At 64.1% G+C, this 18,682-nt stretch carries 15 protein-coding genes; 5 read left to right on the top strand and 10 right to left on the bottom strand.

The window, feature by feature from the left end; all coding sequences use genetic code 11:
- Positions 1 to 9 precede the first annotated feature (9 nt).
- Positions 10 to 2,835: a DNA gyrase subunit A gene (gyrA, locus tag HV823_RS23405; RefSeq protein WP_176952086.1), complete on the bottom strand. Its 2,826-nt coding sequence runs from the start codon at positions 2,833 to 2,835 to the stop codon at positions 10 to 12.
- Between the two features lie 216 nt (positions 2,836 to 3,051).
- Between gyrA and HV823_RS23400 the strand changes: the two genes are divergently transcribed.
- On the top strand, positions 3,052 to 3,681 hold the full coding sequence (locus HV823_RS23400; protein WP_176952085.1) for a MarC family protein: 630 nt from the start codon (positions 3,052 to 3,054) through the stop codon (positions 3,679 to 3,681).
- A gap of 242 nt (positions 3,682 to 3,923) precedes the next feature.
- Here the strand turns inward: HV823_RS23400 and HV823_RS23395 are convergent, their stop codons facing one another.
- On the bottom strand, positions 3,924 to 4,448 hold the full coding sequence (locus HV823_RS23395; RefSeq protein ID WP_176952084.1) for a single-stranded DNA-binding protein: 525 nt from the start codon (positions 4,446 to 4,448) through the stop codon (positions 3,924 to 3,926).
- A gap of 307 nt (positions 4,449 to 4,755) precedes the next feature.
- On the opposite strand from HV823_RS23395, the gene uvrA reads away from it, so the two are divergent.
- From uvrA to HV823_RS23380, 3 genes are read left to right on the top strand one after another with little or no spacing between them, the layout of a single operon-like run.
- The gene (gene uvrA, locus HV823_RS23390; protein WP_176952083.1) at positions 4,756 to 7,674 is read left to right on the top strand and encodes an excinuclease ABC subunit UvrA; all 2,919 of its coding nucleotides are present in this window, start codon (positions 4,756 to 4,758) and stop codon (positions 7,672 to 7,674) included.
- A gap of 5 nt (positions 7,675 to 7,679) precedes the next feature.
- Positions 7,680 to 8,306: a glutathione S-transferase family protein gene (locus HV823_RS23385; protein ID WP_176952082.1), complete on the top strand. Its 627-nt coding sequence runs from the start codon at positions 7,680 to 7,682 to the stop codon at positions 8,304 to 8,306.
- Positions 8,307 to 8,344: 38 nt separating this feature from the next.
- The gene (locus HV823_RS23380) at positions 8,345 to 9,157 is read left to right on the top strand and encodes a DUF72 domain-containing protein (protein ID WP_176952081.1); all 813 of its coding nucleotides are present in this window, start codon (positions 8,345 to 8,347) and stop codon (positions 9,155 to 9,157) included.
- A 169-nt stretch (positions 9,158 to 9,326) separates the two neighbouring features.
- On the opposite strand, the gene HV823_RS23375 is transcribed toward HV823_RS23380, so the two are convergent.
- The 5 genes from HV823_RS23375 to yajC form a co-directional block, all read right to left on the bottom strand.
- On the bottom strand, positions 9,327 to 9,785 hold the full coding sequence (locus HV823_RS23375; protein WP_176952080.1) for a hypothetical protein: 459 nt from the start codon (positions 9,783 to 9,785) through the stop codon (positions 9,327 to 9,329).
- Positions 9,786 to 9,952: 167 nt separating this feature from the next.
- A complete protein-coding gene (locus HV823_RS23370; protein WP_176952079.1) occupies positions 9,953 to 10,843 on the bottom strand; it encodes a phytoene/squalene synthase family protein in 891 nt (296 codons plus the stop codon).
- 33 nt (positions 10,844 to 10,876) lie between these two features.
- Complete coding sequence (locus tag HV823_RS23365) at positions 10,877 to 11,263, bottom strand: Mth938-like domain-containing protein (RefSeq protein WP_176952078.1); 387 nt, start codon at positions 11,261 to 11,263, stop codon at positions 10,877 to 10,879.
- 2 nt (positions 11,264 to 11,265) lie between these two features.
- On the bottom strand, positions 11,266 to 13,767 hold the full coding sequence (gene secD, locus HV823_RS23360; RefSeq protein ID WP_176952077.1) for a protein translocase subunit SecD: 2,502 nt from the start codon (positions 13,765 to 13,767) through the stop codon (positions 11,266 to 11,268).
- 89 nt (positions 13,768 to 13,856) lie between these two features.
- Positions 13,857 to 14,192, bottom strand: a complete 336-nt coding sequence (yajC, locus tag HV823_RS23355) for a preprotein translocase subunit YajC (RefSeq protein WP_176952076.1) — start codon at positions 14,190 to 14,192, stop codon at positions 13,857 to 13,859.
- A gap of 209 nt (positions 14,193 to 14,401) precedes the next feature.
- Between yajC and HV823_RS23350 the strand changes: the two genes are divergently transcribed.
- Positions 14,402 to 15,256 (top strand): ATP-binding protein, encoded by an 855-nt coding sequence (locus HV823_RS23350; RefSeq protein ID WP_176952101.1) that lies wholly within the window; start codon positions 14,402 to 14,404, stop codon positions 15,254 to 15,256.
- Positions 15,257 to 15,377: 121 nt separating this feature from the next.
- Here the strand turns inward: HV823_RS23350 and HV823_RS23345 are convergent, their stop codons facing one another.
- The 3 genes from HV823_RS23345 to HV823_RS23335 form a co-directional block, all read right to left on the bottom strand.
- A complete protein-coding gene (locus HV823_RS23345; RefSeq protein WP_176952075.1) occupies positions 15,378 to 16,886 on the bottom strand; it encodes a peptidoglycan DD-metalloendopeptidase family protein in 1,509 nt (502 codons plus the stop codon).
- A 237-nt stretch (positions 16,887 to 17,123) separates the two neighbouring features.
- On the bottom strand, positions 17,124 to 17,744 hold the full coding sequence (locus tag HV823_RS23340; RefSeq protein ID WP_176952074.1) for a biotin biosynthesis protein BioC: 621 nt from the start codon (positions 17,742 to 17,744) through the stop codon (positions 17,124 to 17,126).
- Positions 17,745 to 18,015: 271 nt separating this feature from the next.
- Positions 18,016 to 18,672 (bottom strand): protein-L-isoaspartate(D-aspartate) O-methyltransferase, encoded by a 657-nt coding sequence (locus HV823_RS23335; protein WP_176952073.1) that lies wholly within the window; start codon positions 18,670 to 18,672, stop codon positions 18,016 to 18,018.
- Positions 18,673 to 18,682 lie beyond the last annotated feature (10 nt).

The following is an 18,682-nucleotide window of genomic DNA, read 5'->3' as shown; positions in this document are numbered from 1 at the left end:
ATCCGCCGGTTATTCCGAGGATTCCCCCTCGCCCGCCGGCGGAGATGCTCCATCGCCTGTATCCGGAGCACCGGCATCCGGAGCGGAAAGTTCGGCGCCGTTTGCCTCCTCGCCGTTCTCCTCGTCCTCGCCATCCGGCTCGTTGATGCGCTCGACGGAGACGACCTTCTCGTCCTTGGCGGTCGAGAAGATGGTCACGCCCTTGGTGGCGCGGCTGGCGATCCGGATGCCGTTGACCGGCACGCGGATAAGCTGGCCACCGTCCGAAACCAGCATCAACTGGTCGCCATCATCGACCGGGAAGGCCGCCACGAGCTCGCCGATTTCGGCGGTCTTGGAGGTATCGGTGGCGCGGATGCCTTTGCCGCCGCGACCGGAGGTACGGAAGTCATACGAGGATGAGCGCTTCCCGAATCCCTTTTCGGAAACCGTCAGCACGAACTGCTCGCGCGCCTTCAACTCCTCGTAACGCTCGTCCGTCAGCTGACCTTCTTCGGCGACTTCCTCGCCCACGAGCGCTATATCCTCGACTTCACCGCCGGCAGCACGGCGTTCGGCCGCGGAGCGCTTCAGATAGGCAGCGCGCTCCCATGGCTCGGCATCGACGTGATTGACGATCGTCATCGAGATGATGCGGTCGCCCTGCCCCATCGAGATGCCGCGCACGCCGACCGAATTGCGGCCGGCAAAGACGCGTACGTCATCGACCGGGAAACGGATGCACTGGCCGAGCGCCGTCGTCAGCAGCACGTCGTCGCTGACCGTGCAGGTCTCGACCGAGAGGATCTCGTCGCCCTCCTCCTCGAGCTTCATCGCGATCTTGCCGTTGCGGTTGACCTGGACGAAGTCGGACAGCTTGTTGCGCCGCACCGTGCCGCGCGTGGTCGAGAACATCACGTCGAGGTTCTCCCAGGTGCTCTCGTCCTCGGGCAGCGGCATGATGGTGGTGATCCGCTCGCCGGGCTCGATCGGCAGCATGTTGATCAGCGCCTTGCCCTTGGACTGCGGCGTACCGATCGGCAGGCGCCAGACCTTTTCCTTGTAGACAATGCCGCGCGAGGAGAAGAACAGCACCGGCGTATGCGTGTTGGCGACGAACAGGCGCGTGACGAAATCCTCGTCGCGCGTCGCCATGCCCGAACGGCCCTTGCCGCCGCGGCGCTGGGCGCGGTAGGTCGCAAGCGGTACGCGCTTGACGTAGCCGGCATGCGAGACGGTGACCACCATGTCCTCTCGGGCGATGAGGTCCTCGTCGTCCATGTCGGGGCCGAAATCGACGATCTCGGTGCGGCGCGGCGTGCCGAACTCGTCGCGGATCGCGATCATCTCGTCCTTGACGATCGCCTGGATGCGCAGGCGCGAGCCGAGAATATCGAGATAGTCGCGGATTTCCTCGCCGATCTTGTTCAGTTCCTCGTCGATCTCGTCGCGGCCAAGGGCGGTCAGGCGGGCCAGACGCAGTTCGAGGATGGCGCGTGCCTGCTCTTCGGAGAGGTTGTAGGTGCCGTCCTCGTTGATGCGGTGGCGCGGATCGTCGATCAGGCGGATCAGCGAATCGACGTCCTTCGCCGGCCAGCGGCGTTCCATCAGCTGTTCACGTGCCGTCTGCGGATCAGGCGCGCGGCGGATCAGGCTGATCACCTCGTCGATGTTGGCGACCGCGATCGCAAGCCCGACCAGCACATGCGCGCGGTCACGCGCCTTGCGCAGCAGGTACTTGGTGCGGCGGCTGACGACTTCCTCGCGGAAGGAGACGAAGGCGCGCAGCATGTCGAGCAGCGCCAGCTGTTCCGGCTTGCCGCCGTTCAGCGCCACCATGTTGCAGCCGAACGAGGTCTGCAGCGGCGTGTAGCGGTAGAGCTGGTTCAGCACGACGTCGGCGACGGCGTCGCGCTTGAGTTCGACGACGACGCGGTAGCCTTCGCGGTCGGACTCGTCACGCAGGTCGGAGATGCCCTCGATGCGCTTCTCGCGCACCAGTTCGGCCATCTTCTCGATCATCGTCGCCTTGTTCACCTGATAGGGAATCTCGGTGATGATGATCTGTTCGCGGTCGCCGCGCATCGGCTCGACGCGGGCCACGCCGCGCATGATCACCGAACCGCGGCCGGTCTCGTAGGCCTGCCGGATGCCGGCGCGGCCGAGGATCATGGCACCGGTCGGAAAGTCCGGCCCAGGAATGATCTGCATCAGGTCCGGCAGTTCGATCGCCGGATTGTCGATCAGCGCCACGCAACCATCGATGACTTCGGAGAGGTTGTGCGGCGGGATGTTCGTCGCCATGCCAACGGCAATGCCGCCCGCGCCGTTGACCAGCAGGTTCGGAAACTTCGCCGGCAGAACCGTCGGCTCCTGCATGGTGCCGTCGTAGTTGTCGCGGAAGTTGACCGTTTCCTTGTCCAGATCGTCCAGCAGCGAATGCGCGGCCTTCTCCAGGCGGCACTCGGTATAGCGCTGAGCCGCCGGCGGATCGCCATCGACCGAGCCGAAGTTGCCCTGGCCGTCGATCAGCGGCAGCCGCAACGACCAGTCCTGGGCCAGGCGGGCGAGCGCGTCGTAGATCGCGCTGTCGCCGTGCGGGTGATACTTACCCATCACGTCGCCGGTGACGCGCGCGCACTTGACGTACTTCTTGTTCCAGTCGATCCCCATCTCGCCCATGCTGAAGAGGATGCGCCGGTGGACTGGCTTCATGCCGTCGCGCACATCAGGCAGCGCGCGGCTCACGATCACGCTCATCGCGTAGTCGAGATAAGACCGCTGCATTTCCTCGATGATGGAAATCGGCTCGATGCCGGGAGGGTTTTTACCGCCGGGGGTCGTTTGCTCTGTCAATTTCGATCACGATCTTTGTTCAGAATCAGTCGGGAATCTATAGCCTAACGGCTTGAACTGCGCCAATTTTGCCGGAGGTTTTGAACAGCCTTTTGCCAGAAATCCGCCAATTATTGCAATTTCATGGCGGTATCGGCACCCAACCCGGCGCGCCCCTTCCCTTGGCGTCGGCACTCGCCTAACAATAGGAAAAAATTCGGCGAAGGGAACGGCCGCATGTACGACTGGAATCTCATCGTCAATGCGTTCACGACCATGCTTGTGACGCTTGACCCGCCGGGGCTCGCGCCGATTTTCCTCGGCCTGACGGTCGGCATGAACCGCGCCGAACGCCAGCAGGTCGCGCTACGCGGCTCCATCATCGCGTTTGCCATCCTCGCCGCCTTCGCCATTTTCGGCGCCGGCATTCTGGGCCTGCTCGGCATCTCCATCGGCGCCTTCCGCATTGCCGGCGGCCTGCTGCTCTTCTTCATCGCCTTCGAAATGGTCTTCGAGCGCCGTCAGGAGCGCAAGGAAAAGGCGACCGAGGCGGCGATCACCAAGGACCACATCCGCAATATCGCGGTCTTCCCGCTCGCCCTGCCGCTGATCGCCGGGCCGGGCGCGATCTCGGCGACGATCCTTCTATCGGGCTCGCTTTCCTCCCCCGTGGGCCGCGCGGCACTGCTCGCGGTCATCGCGCTGTGCGTCGCCATCGTCTACCTGACGCTCTACATCGCCGAGCGAGTCGATCGTTATCTGGGCGCAACCGGTCGCGCCATCCTCACCCGCCTGCTCGGCGTCATCCTGGCAGCCCTCGCCGTCCAGTTCGTGGTCGACGGCATACGTGCCGCCTTCGTGATCTGACGAAAGAATTCACCGGGCAAGAAAGCCGCGTTCCCGCCGCGACCAAAAGCGCTTCGGAGAGAGGATGCTGCGTAGAGTAAGAACGGTGCGGGCGCATCACGGACGCGACCCGCTTCCATGTTCCGAACCGCTGGCGCAGGCCTGTCGCGGCCGTAAGCGTCGCGTTAGCGCGGCGCCTTGAGAACGCACTTCCGAGAACCAGGCACCATGATGCCTACGCTTCCCGACCTTGAGGCCATGTCTCAGAACGGAATGTCGTCGTCCATGTCGCGCGACAGCGAGCCGCCGCGGTTGGAAGAGGATGAAGACGGCTGCGAGCCGTAGTCGTCGTAAGTCTGGCCGCCGCCGCTACCGCTGCCGTAATTGCCCGCGCCGCCAAAGTCGGAGCCGCCGCGCCGGTCGCCGCCGCCCTCGCCGCGCCCGTCAAGCATGGTCAGAGTCGAGCCGAAGCCCTGCAGCACCACTTCCGTCGAATAACGGTCGTTGCCGGTTTGGTCCTGCCACTTGCGGGTCTGCAGCGCGCCTTCGATATAAAGCTTGGCGCCCTTCTTCACATATTGCTCGACCACCTTGCACAGGCCTTCGTTGAACACGACGACATTGTGCCATTCGGTCTTTTCGCGGCGCTCGCCGGAATTGCGATCGCGCCAGGTTTCCGACGTCGCGATGCGCAGGTTTGCGATCGGACGACCGTCCTGGGTGCGACGGATCTCCGGATCCGCGCCGACGTTCCCGATCAGGATTACCTTGTTGACGCTGCCTGCCATCCGCTTAGTCCCTGTTGCCGCGCCGGGCGAGCGCCCGGCTGCCGAAATTTCAATCCGCCTATCTTAACGATCAAGGCCGCCGTGCGCCGCCCCGGAGCCCGGTTAATCCACAGATGAAATTCCGATATATTTCGTTCTTTTTTTGTTCTAGTAAATCCGTAACATCTTGTCAACCGAATCGGAAAGAGGCACGGTTTCGTCGCGATGCGCATGGACAGGGACGTTCCAGTCCCTACATAGGATGCGCTATCGAAAGCCACCTTCATCCGAGACCTGACACTCACAGACGACATCTGGCGCTGGACACATGAGCGAACTCAAGACCATTTCTATTCGCGGCGCGCGCGAGCACAATCTCAAGGGCATTGACCTCGACCTGCCGCGCAACAAGCTGATCGTCATGACCGGGCTGTCCGGTTCTGGCAAGTCGTCGCTCGCCTTCGACACGATCTATGCGGAGGGGCAGCGGCGCTACGTCGAGAGCCTTTCGGCCTATGCGCGCCAGTTCCTGGAGATGATGCAGAAGCCGGACGTCGACCAAATCGACGGCCTTTCGCCGGCGATCTCGATCGAGCAGAAGACCACATCGAAGAACCCCCGCTCCACAGTCGGCACGGTCACCGAGATCTACGACTACATGCGCCTGCTCTTCGCCCGCGTCGGCGTTCCCTATTCACCCGCGACAGGCCTGCCGATCGAGAGCCAGACCGTCAGCCAGATGGTCGACCGGGTGATCGATTTCGGCGAGGGTACGCGCCTTTACATCCTGGCACCGATCGTGCGCGGCCGGAAGGGCGAGTACAAGAAGGAACTCGCCGAGCTGATGAAGAAGGGCTTCCAGCGCGTCAAGGTCGACGGCCAGTTCTACGAGATCGCCGACGTTCCCGCACTCGACAAGAAGTACAAGCACGATATCGACGTGGTGGTCGACCGCGTCGTCGTCCGCCCTGACCTCGCTGCCCGCCTCGCCGACAGTCTCGAGGCCTGCCTGAAACTGGCCGACGGGCTGGCGATCGCCGAGTTCGCCGACAAGCCGCTGCCGCCGGAGGAGACATCGGCGGGCGGATCAGCCAACAAGTCGCTGAACGAGACGCATGAGCGGGTGATGTTCTCGGAAAAATTCGCCTGCCCCGTCTCCGGCTTCACCATTCCGGAGGTCGAGCCGCGGCTGTTCTCCTTCAACAATCCCTTCGGCGCCTGCCCGACCTGCGACGGCCTCGGCAGCCAGCAGAAGATCGACCCGGACCTGATCGTGCCGGAGCCGCAGCGCACGCTGCGCGACGGCGCCGTCGCGCCCTGGGCCAAGTCGTCTTCGCCCTACTACAACCAGACACTGGAGGCGCTGGGGGTTGCCTACGGCTTCAAGCTCTCCAGCCGCTGGTCGGATCTTCCGGAAGACGGCCAGAAGGCGATCCTCTACGGCACCGAGGAGAAGATCGAGTTCCACTACCAGGACGGCGCGCGCTCCTACAAGACGACGAAGACCTTCGAGGGCATCGTGCCGAACCTCGAGCGCCGCTGGAAGGAGACGGATTCCGCCTGGGCGCGCGAGGAGATCGAGCGCTACATGTCGGCCGCCCCCTGCCCGGCCTGCAACGGCTTCCGCCTGAAACCGGAAGCGCTGGCGGTCAAGATCCACGGGCTGCACATCGGCCAGGTCACGCAGATGTCGATCCGCATCGCCCGCGACTGGTTCGAGACCCTGCCCGAGCACATGAACGCCAAGCAGAACGAGATCGCCGTGCGCATCCTCAAAGAGATCCGCGAGCGGCTGCGCTTCCTCAACGACGTCGGTCTCGAATATTTGAGCCTGTCGCGCAACTCGGGAACGCTGTCGGGCGGCGAAAGCCAGCGCATCCGGCTTGCCTCACAGATCGGCTCGGGCCTGACCGGCGTTCTCTACGTGCTCGACGAGCCGTCGATCGGCCTGCACCAGCGCGACAACGCCCGCCTGCTCGACACGCTGCGCCACCTGCGCGACATCGGCAACACCGTGATCGTCGTGGAGCACGACGAGGACGCGATCCTGACGGCGGACTATGTCGTCGACATCGGGCCTGCGGCCGGCATTCACGGCGGCGAAGTGATCGCGCAGGGGACGCCAGAAGAGGTGATGGCCAGCCCGAAGTCGCTGACGGGCAAGTATCTTTCCGGTGAACTCGCCGTCGCCGTTCCCGCCGAGCGCCGCAAGCCGAAAAAGAAGAAGGAAATCACCGTTGTCGGCGCCCGGGCCAACAACCTGAAGAACGTCACCGCCTCGATCCCGCTCGGCGTCTTCACCGCGGTGACCGGGGTTTCAGGCGGCGGCAAGTCGACCTTCCTGATCGAGACGCTCTACAAGTCCGCTGCCCGCCGCGTCATGGGCGCGCGCGAGATCCCGGCCGAGCACGACCGCATCGACGGCTTCGAGTTCATCGACAAGGTGATCGACATCGACCAGTCGCCGATCGGCCGCACGCCGCGCTCCAACCCGGCGACCTACACCGGCGCCTTCACCCCGATCCGCGACTGGTTCGCGGGTCTGCCGGAGGCGAAGGCGCGCGGCTACCAGCCGGGCCGCTTCTCCTTCAACGTCAAGGGTGGGCGCTGCGAGGCCTGCCAGGGCGATGGCGTCATCAAGATCGAGATGCACTTCCTGCCCGACGTCTACGTCACCTGCGACGTCTGCCACGGCAAGCGCTACAACCGCGAGACGCTGGACGTTACCTTCAAGGGCAAGTCGATCGCCGACGTGCTCGACATGACGGTGGAGGAAGGCGTGGAGTTCTTCGCCGCCGTACCCGCCGTGCGAGACAAGCTCAAGACGCTGAACGAGGTGGGACTCGGCTACATCAAGGTCGGCCAGCAGGCCAACACGCTTTCCGGCGGCGAGGCGCAGCGTGTCAAGCTCGCAAAGGAACTCTCCAAGCGCTCGACCGGCCGCACGCTCTACATCCTCGACGAGCCGACCACAGGCCTGCACTTCCACGACGTGGCCAAGCTGCTCGAGGTGCTGCACGAACTGGTCAACCAGGGCAATTCCGTGGTGGTGATCGAGCACAATCTCGAGGTCATCAAGACGGCCGACTGGGTGATCGACTTCGGCCCAGAGGGCGGCGACGGCGGCGGCGAGGTGATCGCCAAGGGCACGCCGGAGGATATCGTGAAGGTCGATCGTTCCTACACCGGTCAGTTCCTGAAGGAGCTGCTGGAGCGGCGGCCGGCGAAGAAGGCGGCGGCGGAGTAGCGCAGATGATCCTGATCGGCCAGTACGATTCGTCCTTCGTCCGCCGCGTCGCGATCGCGCTTAGGCATTACGATCTGCCATTCGAGCACCGCCCCTGGTCGGTTTTCGGCGACGGCGACAAGATCCGCGCCGCAAATCCTCTGATGCGGGTCCCGACCATGGTGCTGGACGACGGCGACGTTCTCGTCGACAGCCCGTCGATCATCGATCACATCGATGGGCTCGTTGCGCCGGAAAAGCGTCTCATTCCGGTCGACGGCGTGGGCCGCCGGCACGCGCTGAAGGTCATGGCACTCGCCACCGGCCTTGCCGACAAGGGCGTGAGCCTCTTCTACGAGGAGCGGATACACAAGGAGCCTTCTGTCCTGTGGGTGGAACGCTGCCGGGTTCAGATCGCAGCGACGCTCGATGCGCTCGAATCCGATCGTGCGCGTGCGACGGGTGCCTTCTGGCTGGGCGAGCGCATCAGCCACGCGGATATCGCGGTTGCCTGTGCCATCAGGCACATGAGCGAGGCTCATCCTGCCTTGATCCGGCCGGATCAACGCCCGGCGCTTGCCGCGCACTGCGGAGCGATGGAGGCCCTGCCCGCTTTCAAGGAAATCTCACAGCCCTTCATCGCCCCGGCCTGACCGGCAGCTCTGCAACATTCGCATTCGGGAGAGACTCCATGAACAAATCCGGCACCATCCGCACCGGCATCGGCGGCTGGACCTTCGATCCCTGGGAGGGGACGTTCTATCCCGAGAAGCTGGCCAAGAAACGGCAGTTGGAGTTCGCCAGTCGCGAACTGACGGCGATAGAGGTCAACGGCACCTATTACGGTTCGCAGAAGCCCGAGACATTCGCAAAATGGGCCTCGGAGGTTCCTGACGGCTTTGTCTTCTCGCTCAAGGCCAGCCGCTTCACCACCAATCGCAAGGTTCTGGCGGAAGCCGGCGAATCGATCGAGCGCTTCCTGACGCAGGGCCTGACCGAACTCGGTCCGCATCTCGGCCCGATCCTGTGGCAGTTCGCCCCGACGAAAAAGTTCGAGCCGGACGACTTCGATGCTTTCCTGAAGCTTCTGCCTTCAAAGCAGGACAGCCTGCCGCTGCGGCATGCGCTGGAGGTGCGCAATCCGTCCTTCATGGTTCCCGAGTTCGTGGCGCTGGCGCGCAAGCACAAGGCGGCAATCGTCTACGCCCATCACGACGACTATCCCGAAATCGCCGACGTGACCGGCGACTTCGTCTACGCCCGCCTGCAGCGCGGATCGGACGAGGTTGCAAGCTGCTATCCCCCCACGGACCTCGACGCGTGGGCGGAGCGCCTGAAAAGCTGGGCGGAAGGCGGGCAGCCGGCGGATCTGCCTACAATCGATGCGGAACATCCAGCAGCCAGGGAGCCGCGCGACGTCTTCGCCTTCTTCATCACCTCGGGGAAGGTCAACGCGCCGAACGGCGCGCGCGAGTTGCAGATGCGGACGCAGCCGCGCATGTGAGGCGCGTCGCCGGCCAATATAAGCTGGCAAGACGAGATGCGAAACGATCATGGGCCTCCCGGCCGATCGGATTGCGCATTGCGAACGCGGAGATCGAAACAAAGGCAAAGACGGCCCATTGTGGCACTTGCTCCACAATACCGCACTTTGCGCGCGATGCGCTGACGGTTCAGCTGTCGCCCTGAATGGCGCGGGGTGATTCGTCGATGCCAGCTGTCGGCAGAAGGCTGCCGAGCAACCACAGCGAAACTTCCGCAGCTTCGACGCTGCTGCGGAATTCGAAGCTGCCGCTGTCCTGCGTCTTGTCCTGGAAATCGATCACCAGACCCTTGCCCGACGGGCTGTTGTGGACGGTTACGCTGCCGGGCTCGATCAGATGGCTGGCATAGTGCTGGCGGTGCGCGCGCATGCAGCCAACCTTGCCATCATGGAGGCGCAGGAAAACGTTATTTCCGTCTGCGGTGCCGAGAACCTCGCGGATGGCCTCGTTGGGAAAGGCCCGACCGAACTCGACGATCGCAAGGCCGGTATCGGTGGCTGCCGATTGCGGCTGCTCGTCGCGCCGCTGGGCGCGCATGTAGACGAAGACGGCAAGCGTCAGGCAGGCAATGACGACAGTCCAGATCATTTCGCGTCCTTCCGCGGGTCGCATTGAACCCACCCTGTCTATCGAACGGAGCTTGCGCCAGTTTTGCGTCCGGTGCGCGTTGGCCGTTGTTCCCCCGGCCGTTCTCTGGCGATTAGCTGTCTTTCAGCGGGATAGCGTGCCGCCGAGACGAAGTTCGAGATCCCGCATCAGAAGCGGCCGGTACGCATCAGCCGCCACATCCACCATTGGCGGCGCCATTGCGGCGGCAGGACGGCGTGTTCCAACGCGTCGGCGCCGGCCTTTTCGGCCCATTCGAACACATGCCGCGCCATTGCCACCGGGAGAAATGCGGCGCGGTTCTCCGAAGCCACCTTTCCTGCGGCGGCAGCCTTCTTCAAATGCTCGCGGCCAAGGCCGGCAAACGCCTCGACCGTGCGGGCGGCGCGCGCGCGATCCGTACCGGCCAGCAGCCCGTCCGCGCCCAGCCCGGTCGCCTCCAGCAAATCGGCCGGGATATAGACCTGACCGCGTCGGCGGTGGAGCGGCAGCAGCAGCAGGATGCCGGCGATCGCCTGTGCCACGCCGGCATGCCCCGCGACGTCGGCCGACTGCGGGGCCTTCTCCGGATCAAGGACGAGGCTCGCAAGCTGGATCAGCGCAGAAGCGGTCTCGCCGGCATATCCCTCGAGCGCTGCGCGGTCGGGCATGGGGTCGTCATAGAGATCGAAGATCCGTGCCTCGATCATATCCGTCAGCACGGCCACGGGAAGCCGATGCTCCGAAATGCAGCGGAGAATGCCGGCGGCAAGAGGATTTGCGGCCGCATCACCCTCGCCGGTGCCCTCCAGCGTATCGCGCCACCACTGCAGGCGGATTTCACCCGGCAAAGGCTCGCGCACCACATCGCGAACACGGGCGATCTCCGCGTTGAAGGCATAGAGGGCGGCCAGCGGCCCACGCTTTTCCTGTGGAGCCAGCAGACAGGCCAGATAGCGATCACGGTCGGTGTCGCGCAGCACCGCCAGGCAGTGGGCGTAGTCGGCCGCTGCTGCGGCCTTCTCGTCGCGCTCCGCCGGAGCGGCTGATTTTCCTTGCATGTGCATTTTCCGAAAGTTCCGGCAAACCGCCGTTCAGACCGCAATCAGCGCGGCGGCGACCGCGCGCGATTCAGCCAGCATCACATTGAACGTCCGCACCGCAGCCCCCGTCGACATCGGATCGGACCTGATGCGGCGTTCACGAAGGGCTGCGCGCAGCTCTTCCGAAAGCGGCCGGATCTCCGTCCCGGTGCCGACCAGCAGCACCTCGATCTGGTCGGCCTCGTCCAGCACCCGCTGCAGATCGGCCGGAGAAAGCCCCACTGCGTCGGTCCTGCTCCAGCCGTAGATGCCCGAAGGCAGGCAGAGTACGGAGCCGCGATGCGACATGTCGGCAAAGCGAAAGCCGCCATTGCCATAGGCGTCGATCGGAGCCCTGCCGGGAAAATGCGCCTGCCGGATTTCTATGCCTTTTGCCATGCTCATGCCTTTGCCGCCGGGTTGCCGCTGCCGCCCAAGCGATAGCGATCCGGCCGCAGCCGGAACAGGATCAATACCGGTCCGGCTATATAGATAGAAGAGAAGGTGCCGACGGCAATGCCGAACAGCATGGTGAACGCGAAAGCACGGATGATCTCGCCGCCGAAGATTGCAAGCGCGGCCAGCGCGATCAGCGTGGTTGCTGCCGTCAGCACCGTGCGCGACAGCGTCTGGCTGATCGATGCATCGATCAGCAGCGGCAGCGGCATCTGCCGGAAATGCCGCAGGTTTTCGCGGATGCGGTCATAGACGACAAGGGTGTCGTTCAGCGAATAGCCGACGATGGTCAGAAGGGCGGCAATGGAGCCGATGTTGAACTCCATGCGCGTCAGCGCGAACAGGCCCATGGTCAGGAGAAGATCGTGCGCGACGGAAACGATCGCACCGATGGCGAACTGCCATTCGAAACGCACCCAGATATAGGCGATCAAGGCTGCGAGCGCGATCGCCATGCCGATCGTCGCAGCCGAAATCAGGTCACCGGAGATCGAAGGCCCGACGACCTCGACCCGACGGATATCGTAGCCCGCAGCCTCGAGTTCACCGCGTGCGACAAGCGCAGAGGTCTGCTCGGCATTCTCCCCGCCGCCCTGCGGCGGGATTCGGACCATCGCAGCCGCGCGATCCAGACCGACCCGCACCGTCGCGTCGCCGAGATTGGCCTCGTCGAGCCGGCCGACGATGTCGGCGGCATCGGCTGCGCCTTGCCTGGCCCGCACCTCCAGCAGCGAACCGCCGGTAAAATCGATGCCGAGATTGATGCCACCGACGCCGACCAGCAGCGCCACCGCAAGGGCAGCGACAGCGGATGCGGCGAAGGTATAATTGCGGATGGCCATGAAGCGCAGATGCAGGCTGGCGAAGAGGCCTGTGCGGACGCTGCGCGGCAGATGCGTGAGGCGGCGCAGCGAAACCCAGCGCCAGACGAGCCAGCGCGACAGTGTGAACGTCACGAAGAGCGTCGTGAAAATGCCGATGCCGACAGTGACGGCGAAGCCGCGCATCGGACCGGCACCCATGAAGAAAAGCACCAGCGCGGCAATCAGCGTGGTGATGCCCGAATCGAGCATCGTAGAAAACGTACGCGAGAATGCCGTTGCGAGAGCGTCGGCCAGGGGACGGCCGTTGGCCGTTTCCTCGCGCATGCGTTCATAGATCAGCACGCTGGCGTCAACGGCGATGCCGATCGTCAGGACCATCCCGGCAATTCCCGGCAGCGTCAGCGGCGTGCCGGAAAGGGCTATCAGCGCCAGGACGAGCAAGAGATTGAATAGAAGAGCGAGGACGGCGATGGCGCCAAAGGCGCCGTACCAGACGATCATGAACAGGGCGACGGCAAGTCCGGCCGCGCCCACGGCAAAGAGTGCCGCGCGCGCCGATGCGCCGCCGAAGGCCGGCTCGATCGAACGCTCCTCCACGACCGTCAGGGAGGCCGGCAGAGAGCCACTGCGCAACACGACAGCCAGGTTCGCCGCACCCTCCGCGTCGAAATCGCCGCTAATCTCGCCGCGGCCATCCACGACGGGGGCCGCGATCTCGAACGCGGCCAGGATCTGGTCATCCAAAAGCAGCGCCAGCGTGCGTCCGACATTGGCGGCTGTGGCCTCGGCAAGCCGCCGGCTGGCATCCGGGCTGAGCTGGTAGACGACGGAAGCGCCCTCGCCGTCCGTTCCCAGCACCATCTCGGCGGATACGACATCTCGCGACGTGAAGATGGCGGAGCGGCGAACGAGGTAGCCGACCGGGGGCTCGCCCATCGTGTAGACAACTTCGGTCCCGGGCGGCGGTCCCTCCTCCAGAGCCTGCTGGACGGAGACACCGGATTCTGCAAGCCGCGCGGAGAATGCACCGCGCTGGGCCAGGATGTCCTTCAGGCGCTGCGGATCCGAGTAGCCGGGGACCTGGAGAACGACGCGGTCGCGACCGGAAAGACGCAGATCGGCATTGACGCCGCCGACCTGGCTGACCCTTTCACGCACCACGTCCAAAGTGGTCTGGGCTGCCTCGTCCTCGGCAACATCGATAGATTCTGCCGAAACGACCAGTTTGACGGTACCGTCACCGGCGGCAGTCACGGTCGTCCCCGAGATCACGGAAAGTGCAGTTCGCGCCTCCTCCACCCGGGCTGCATCATTGATGCGCAGGGTGATTTCGCGACCGGAACCAGCAAGGTCGGCATAGGGGATCTTTGCGCTTCTGAGCGACTGGCCGGCGGCGTTGACGACGGCCAGAAGCCGGTCGTCCTCAATATCCGAGCGCTCGATCTTCAGCGTCAGGCCGGCGCCGCCGCTGAGGTCCAGACCGGGCTGCAGCCTCTTTGCAGACAGCCATTCCGGCAGCCCGTCACGCGCGCCGGGCGGCAAAACGCTAGGCAAAAGAACGACAAGGCTCGCGACGACGGCGAGCCAGGCAGCAAGCGTTTTCCAGCGGGCAGGTTGCAGCATCACACTCTCGAAATGCCCGGCGGTCCTGCCGGCGGGAAGCCTGATGACACCCGTCCGGCGGCAACCGCCGCCGGACGGAGATGATCACATCATTCCTTGACGGGCTCGCCCTTGACGCGAACCTCGGTGACGCCGCTGCGCACGACACGGACCTTGATGCCTTCGCCGATCTCGACTTCCAGTTCCTTGTCGTCGATGACCTTGGTCACCTTGCCGACGATGCCGCCGCCGGTCACGACCTGATCGCCGCGGCGGATGTTCTTCAACAGCTCCTCGCGGCGCTTCATTGCAGCGCGCTGCGGGCGAATGATGAGAAAATACATCACGACGAAAATCAGAAGGAACGGCAGCACGGACATCAGAAGATCCGCACCCCCTGCTGCAGCAGCCGGCGCCGTCTGGGCGAAAGCCTCGGTAATGAACATTCAAAACTCCTCGAAAACGGGACGCACCGGGGCGAAATGCCCCCGGTGCAGTGCGCGCGACTATAGGCAAGAGCGATCTGAATGCAACAACACAGCCCCGATCCTACCGGAAATTCAGGGATTTCTCTCTTTTCCACCTGCTTGTCGCGTGCTACCGCGCGGGAACGCATAAGGGAGAGATCGACGTGGACAAGACCCAAGACGAACAGATGCAGGCGCTGTTGCGCGAAATCAGCGGACTTCGCACCGCCCTGGAACGGCTCGCAGGTCCGCCGCCGGCCGAAAACGACTGGGAGGCGGCCGACTGCTTCGTCTGGGCGCCGGCGCGCCGGCACCTGCAGCCCGTCCCGCGTCCGAACCGGGTGGAACTGCAGCTCATCCGGGGCGTCGATCACGTTCGCGACATTCTTGCCGACAACACTCTACGCTTCGCCAAAGGCCTCCCCGCCAACAACGTGCTCCTGTGGGGCGCCCGCGGGATGGGGAAATCTTCGCTGGTAAAGGCGGTGCATGCGGATACGGCGCGGGAAACGGGTATTCCGCTCAAACTCGTCGAGGTCCACCGCGAGGACATCTCCACACTGCCGACGCTGATGGAGATCCTCAAGGTGGCTCCGGCCCCGGTAATCGTCTTCTGCGACGACCTGTCGTTCGATCACGACGACACCTCCTACAAGTCGTTGAAAGCTGCCCTCGACGGCGGCGTCGAAGGCCGGCCGGACAATGTCATCCTCTATGCCACCTCCAACCGTCGCCATCTGCTGCCGCGCGACATGATGGAGAACGAGCAGTCCACCGCCATCAACCCGTCCGAGGCGGTCGAGGAAAAGGTGTCGTTGTCCGACCGTTTCGGCCTCTGGCTGGGCTTCTACAAGTGCAGCCAGGCCGAGTACCTGGACATGATCGACAGCTACACCGAACATTTCGGCCTGAAAGGCGACCGCGCCACCATTCACGCAGAAGCGCTCGAATGGGCGACGACGCGCGGTTCCCGCTCCGGCCGCGTCGCCTGGCAGTTCATCCAGGATCTTGCCGGACGGCAGGGAAACGCACTCGCGAAGTAAATACCGGAGCTGAACAGCGGCTCCATAAGCCTCTGCCAAGAGTAACCCACAACGCGAAAGGCAGGCGGTCCGGACGGACGCGCCTGCCTGTCTTTCATGCCTGAACGGCTGATGCCGCCGGCTATTCGAGGAACGTCATCGGGTTGACCGCCGATGCGTTCTTGCGGACCTCGAAGTGGAGCTTCGGGCGGCTGGCGCTTCCGCTCATGCCCGAAGCAGCCAGCGTCTGGCCGCGCTGCACCTTCTGGCCGCGCTGGACATTGAGGCTCGAGGCATGGCCGTAGACGGTGACGGTGCCGTCGTCGTGGCGGACCAGCACGGCGTTGCCGAGTTCCTTCAGGCTGCTTCCCGAGTAAATGACCACGCCGTTTTCGGCCGCCTTGATCGGCGTTCCCTCCGGCACGGAGATGTCGATGCCTTCGTTGCGGCTGCCTTCGACGTTCGCTCCGTAGCCGGCGATGACCGCACCGCGAACCGGCCAGCGATATTTGCCGATACCGGTCGATTCGGGCGCATCGTCGGTGACATCCGTCTTCCGCTCGATTTCGGCCAGGGTCTGCTTCTTTTCGACGGGTGCGTAGGCCTCGACCTTTTTCTCGGCAGTCTCTGCAGCCTTCTTCGCCGGAAGCGAGGCCGTCATGGTCCGGTCGGGTGCGGCCTCGGAAGCGGCCGGGATGGTCAGCTTCTGACCGACGCGGATGGAGGCGCTTGCGATGCCATTCGCCTTCTTCAACGCATCGACCGAAACACCGTTCTTCGCAGCGATCCTGGCGAGAGAATCACCGGGCTGGACCTCATAGCCACCTTCCGGCTTGCCTTCGCCGCCGGCTGCAACCTTGTCCTTGCCGTTGTCGCCAGCGGCCTTGTCGCGCCCCTTGGCAGAGTTCGGCAGAATGGCGACTTCATCGCCCGAGCTGTTCTGCGGAAGCGGCTGCTTACGGTCGGTATTCAGCGCGGTATCGATCGAGGCCTTGGCAGCGCTTTGCGCCGTGCCGAAAACGGGGATCGTGATCTTCTGGCCCGGCTCGGCGTCGGACGCGCTCGCCATGCCATTGGCCTTCAGGATTTCCTTCTCCGGCACACCGTAGCGGCTGGACAAGGTCTTTACGCTTTCGCCAGGACGAAGCATGACCACCGGCGCATTGGCCGTCGACCAGCCGCTAGCGCTTTTCGCAGGTGCAGTCGCTGGACGAGCAGAAGGCTCGACGGCATCGGAGAGCGAGGGCGCCTTTTGCGGCGCCGGCATCGGTTGCGCCATCGCCACTTCCTGCGGGACCGGCTCGGGGTTGCCTGCCGGATCGGCCAGCGACGTCCGCTGGACGCTCATCGGCGTACTGGCTGCCCTGACGCTCGAACCGCCGTCGGAAACGGGCAGAGCGGAAGCCACCTGCGTGGAATAGCCTTGATTCGAGGCCTGGCCATATCCGTTGACGTCTCCGCGCGGAACAGCGCCGCCACCAAAGATCGTACGGCGCGGGATCGAGCCGGTCGTCATATCATCGGAGGAGGAAAACAAACCGCCAAAGCGGGTCGCATCGGAACTGCAGCCGGTTGCCACCCCGGCCAGCAACACCGCCACGAGCATCCGGGGGGCGGTCCTGGCAAAACTCGGCGATACTCTGTTACGCATGTCTAACTTACCCGATCGATACACAACCAACTGTCGTGTAATGATTAAAGCGCGTTAGAGTTACCGCCCGGTTAAAACGCCGCGGATCGGCCTATTTTCTTGAGAAGTTGATAACCATGCGCCGCCAGTCCGGGACGTTGCAGACGTCGCACAGCGGTCGCTGGTGGCAAGGCTGAAGTGGAGCGCGACCTCTCAAATGCCGGCCGTTCGGCAGAATGTCAGAAACGGTTTTCCGGATCAAAAGCTACCGAGATACATCGAGGTGGCTTGCGAAATCGAGGAGACGCGGACGCCCTCTCCACCGTGAGCGGCGGCACTGAACGAGGCCAGTTGCGGGACGTCGCGGCGAATCGTATTGCCGCTGGCGAGAATCGTGTCGATGACCGCTGGCGCCTCGCTGCCCACGTCGTCATCCATCGCATTCTCCGCATAGGCAAGCGAACGCAGCGCCGAAACGGCGATATGGCGGCTGCCGGAATAGCGGGCGCTCGTCTGGTCCTGCGGCTGGAGATTGTCGAAATAGGCGATGTAGGCGCGATAGTAGCTCTTCATGTCGCCTTCGTCGCGATAGTGCCGGAACGATACATATTCCCGCTCTTCGAGCGCCGGCGAGACGATGTTGTTGCGCTCGTCCTCGGTCAAGGCCGGGAGGCGCTGGTCGTCGCGCGAGGCGGTGAGGACGAACAACGCATCGACCGAAAGCGACACCTGTTCGGAAGGGTCGTGGGAACCTGCCTTGAAGGGATTCTGGCGACCGGCTTCAGCGGTCTCGTCACCGGCCTTACCGGCAGCGCGCGCGGCAAGATTTGCCAGGCTGTCCTGCGTCGCCGTGCCGGCGATCCTGTTCGAGATTTGCATAGGCATCTCCATCGGCACGGTGCGGCGCGATAGTCCCGAAAGAAGCCGCCGTGCTGCGACGCGGAATGCGTCCCGACTACCGGCATAAGACGCGAAGCTTGCGCGAAGCTTACGGAAGTTAACAAGTCATTAACGCACCATTTCTGGAGATGACCCAATGCGAGCGGTCACGCGGCAACGTTTCTTCGACCACAAAGCCGATTGCAGACACGGCGCCTGACGACGCAGCGCATGAACCGTTCCGGCATATTGCTTGGAACGTCGGCGTTGATCAGAGCGCCTGTGCCAGGTGGGGCACCATCGGCAGATAGGGAACCTGGAAGAGGTCTTCGCGATCGAAACGGCTGCCGGTCTTGACGAGTTTCAACATCCGGCACTCCGTGTCGCTGACCATGACCGGCGCCAGCAGCATGCCGCCGGAAACGAGCTGCTCGGCAAAGAGCCGCGGCATCGCCGGGAAGGCGGCGGTCACGAAGATGCGGTCGAAGGTCCCCTCGCCCGGCATGCCGTTGCTGCCGTCGGCCTGGCGGACGATGACGTTGCGGATGCCGGCCTTCTCGATGCACTGCTGCGCACCGGTCACGAGCGTGCGATAGCGATCGACGGTGAGTACGCGCTCCGTCAGCCGCCCCATGACGGCTGCGGTAAAGCCACTGCCCGTGCCGACCTCGAGCACGCGTTGTCCGGCCTTGAGATTGAGAACGTGCAGGAGGCGGACCGCAAGGTCCACGCCCTCGACGAACGAACCGCATTCGATCGGCAGCAGCCGGCTGGAATAGGCATCGCCGGCAAATTGCGGCGGGACGAAAAGCGTGCGCGGCGTCTGCTCGACGGCGGTCAGAAGGTCGATGTCGTTGATACCCTGGCCGCGCAGCCGAAGAGCGAGTGCGGCGAAGCCTTCCTTTTCAACAACCCGTGCCGTGCTCAATCGAAAGCCT

The sequence above is a fragment of the Mycoplana rhizolycopersici genome (assembly GCF_013378445.1).
In the GTDB taxonomy this organism is placed as follows: Bacteria; Pseudomonadota; Alphaproteobacteria; order Rhizobiales; family Rhizobiaceae; genus Mycoplana; species Mycoplana rhizolycopersici.
This window is presented reverse-complemented; position numbering and strand designations above follow the sequence as displayed.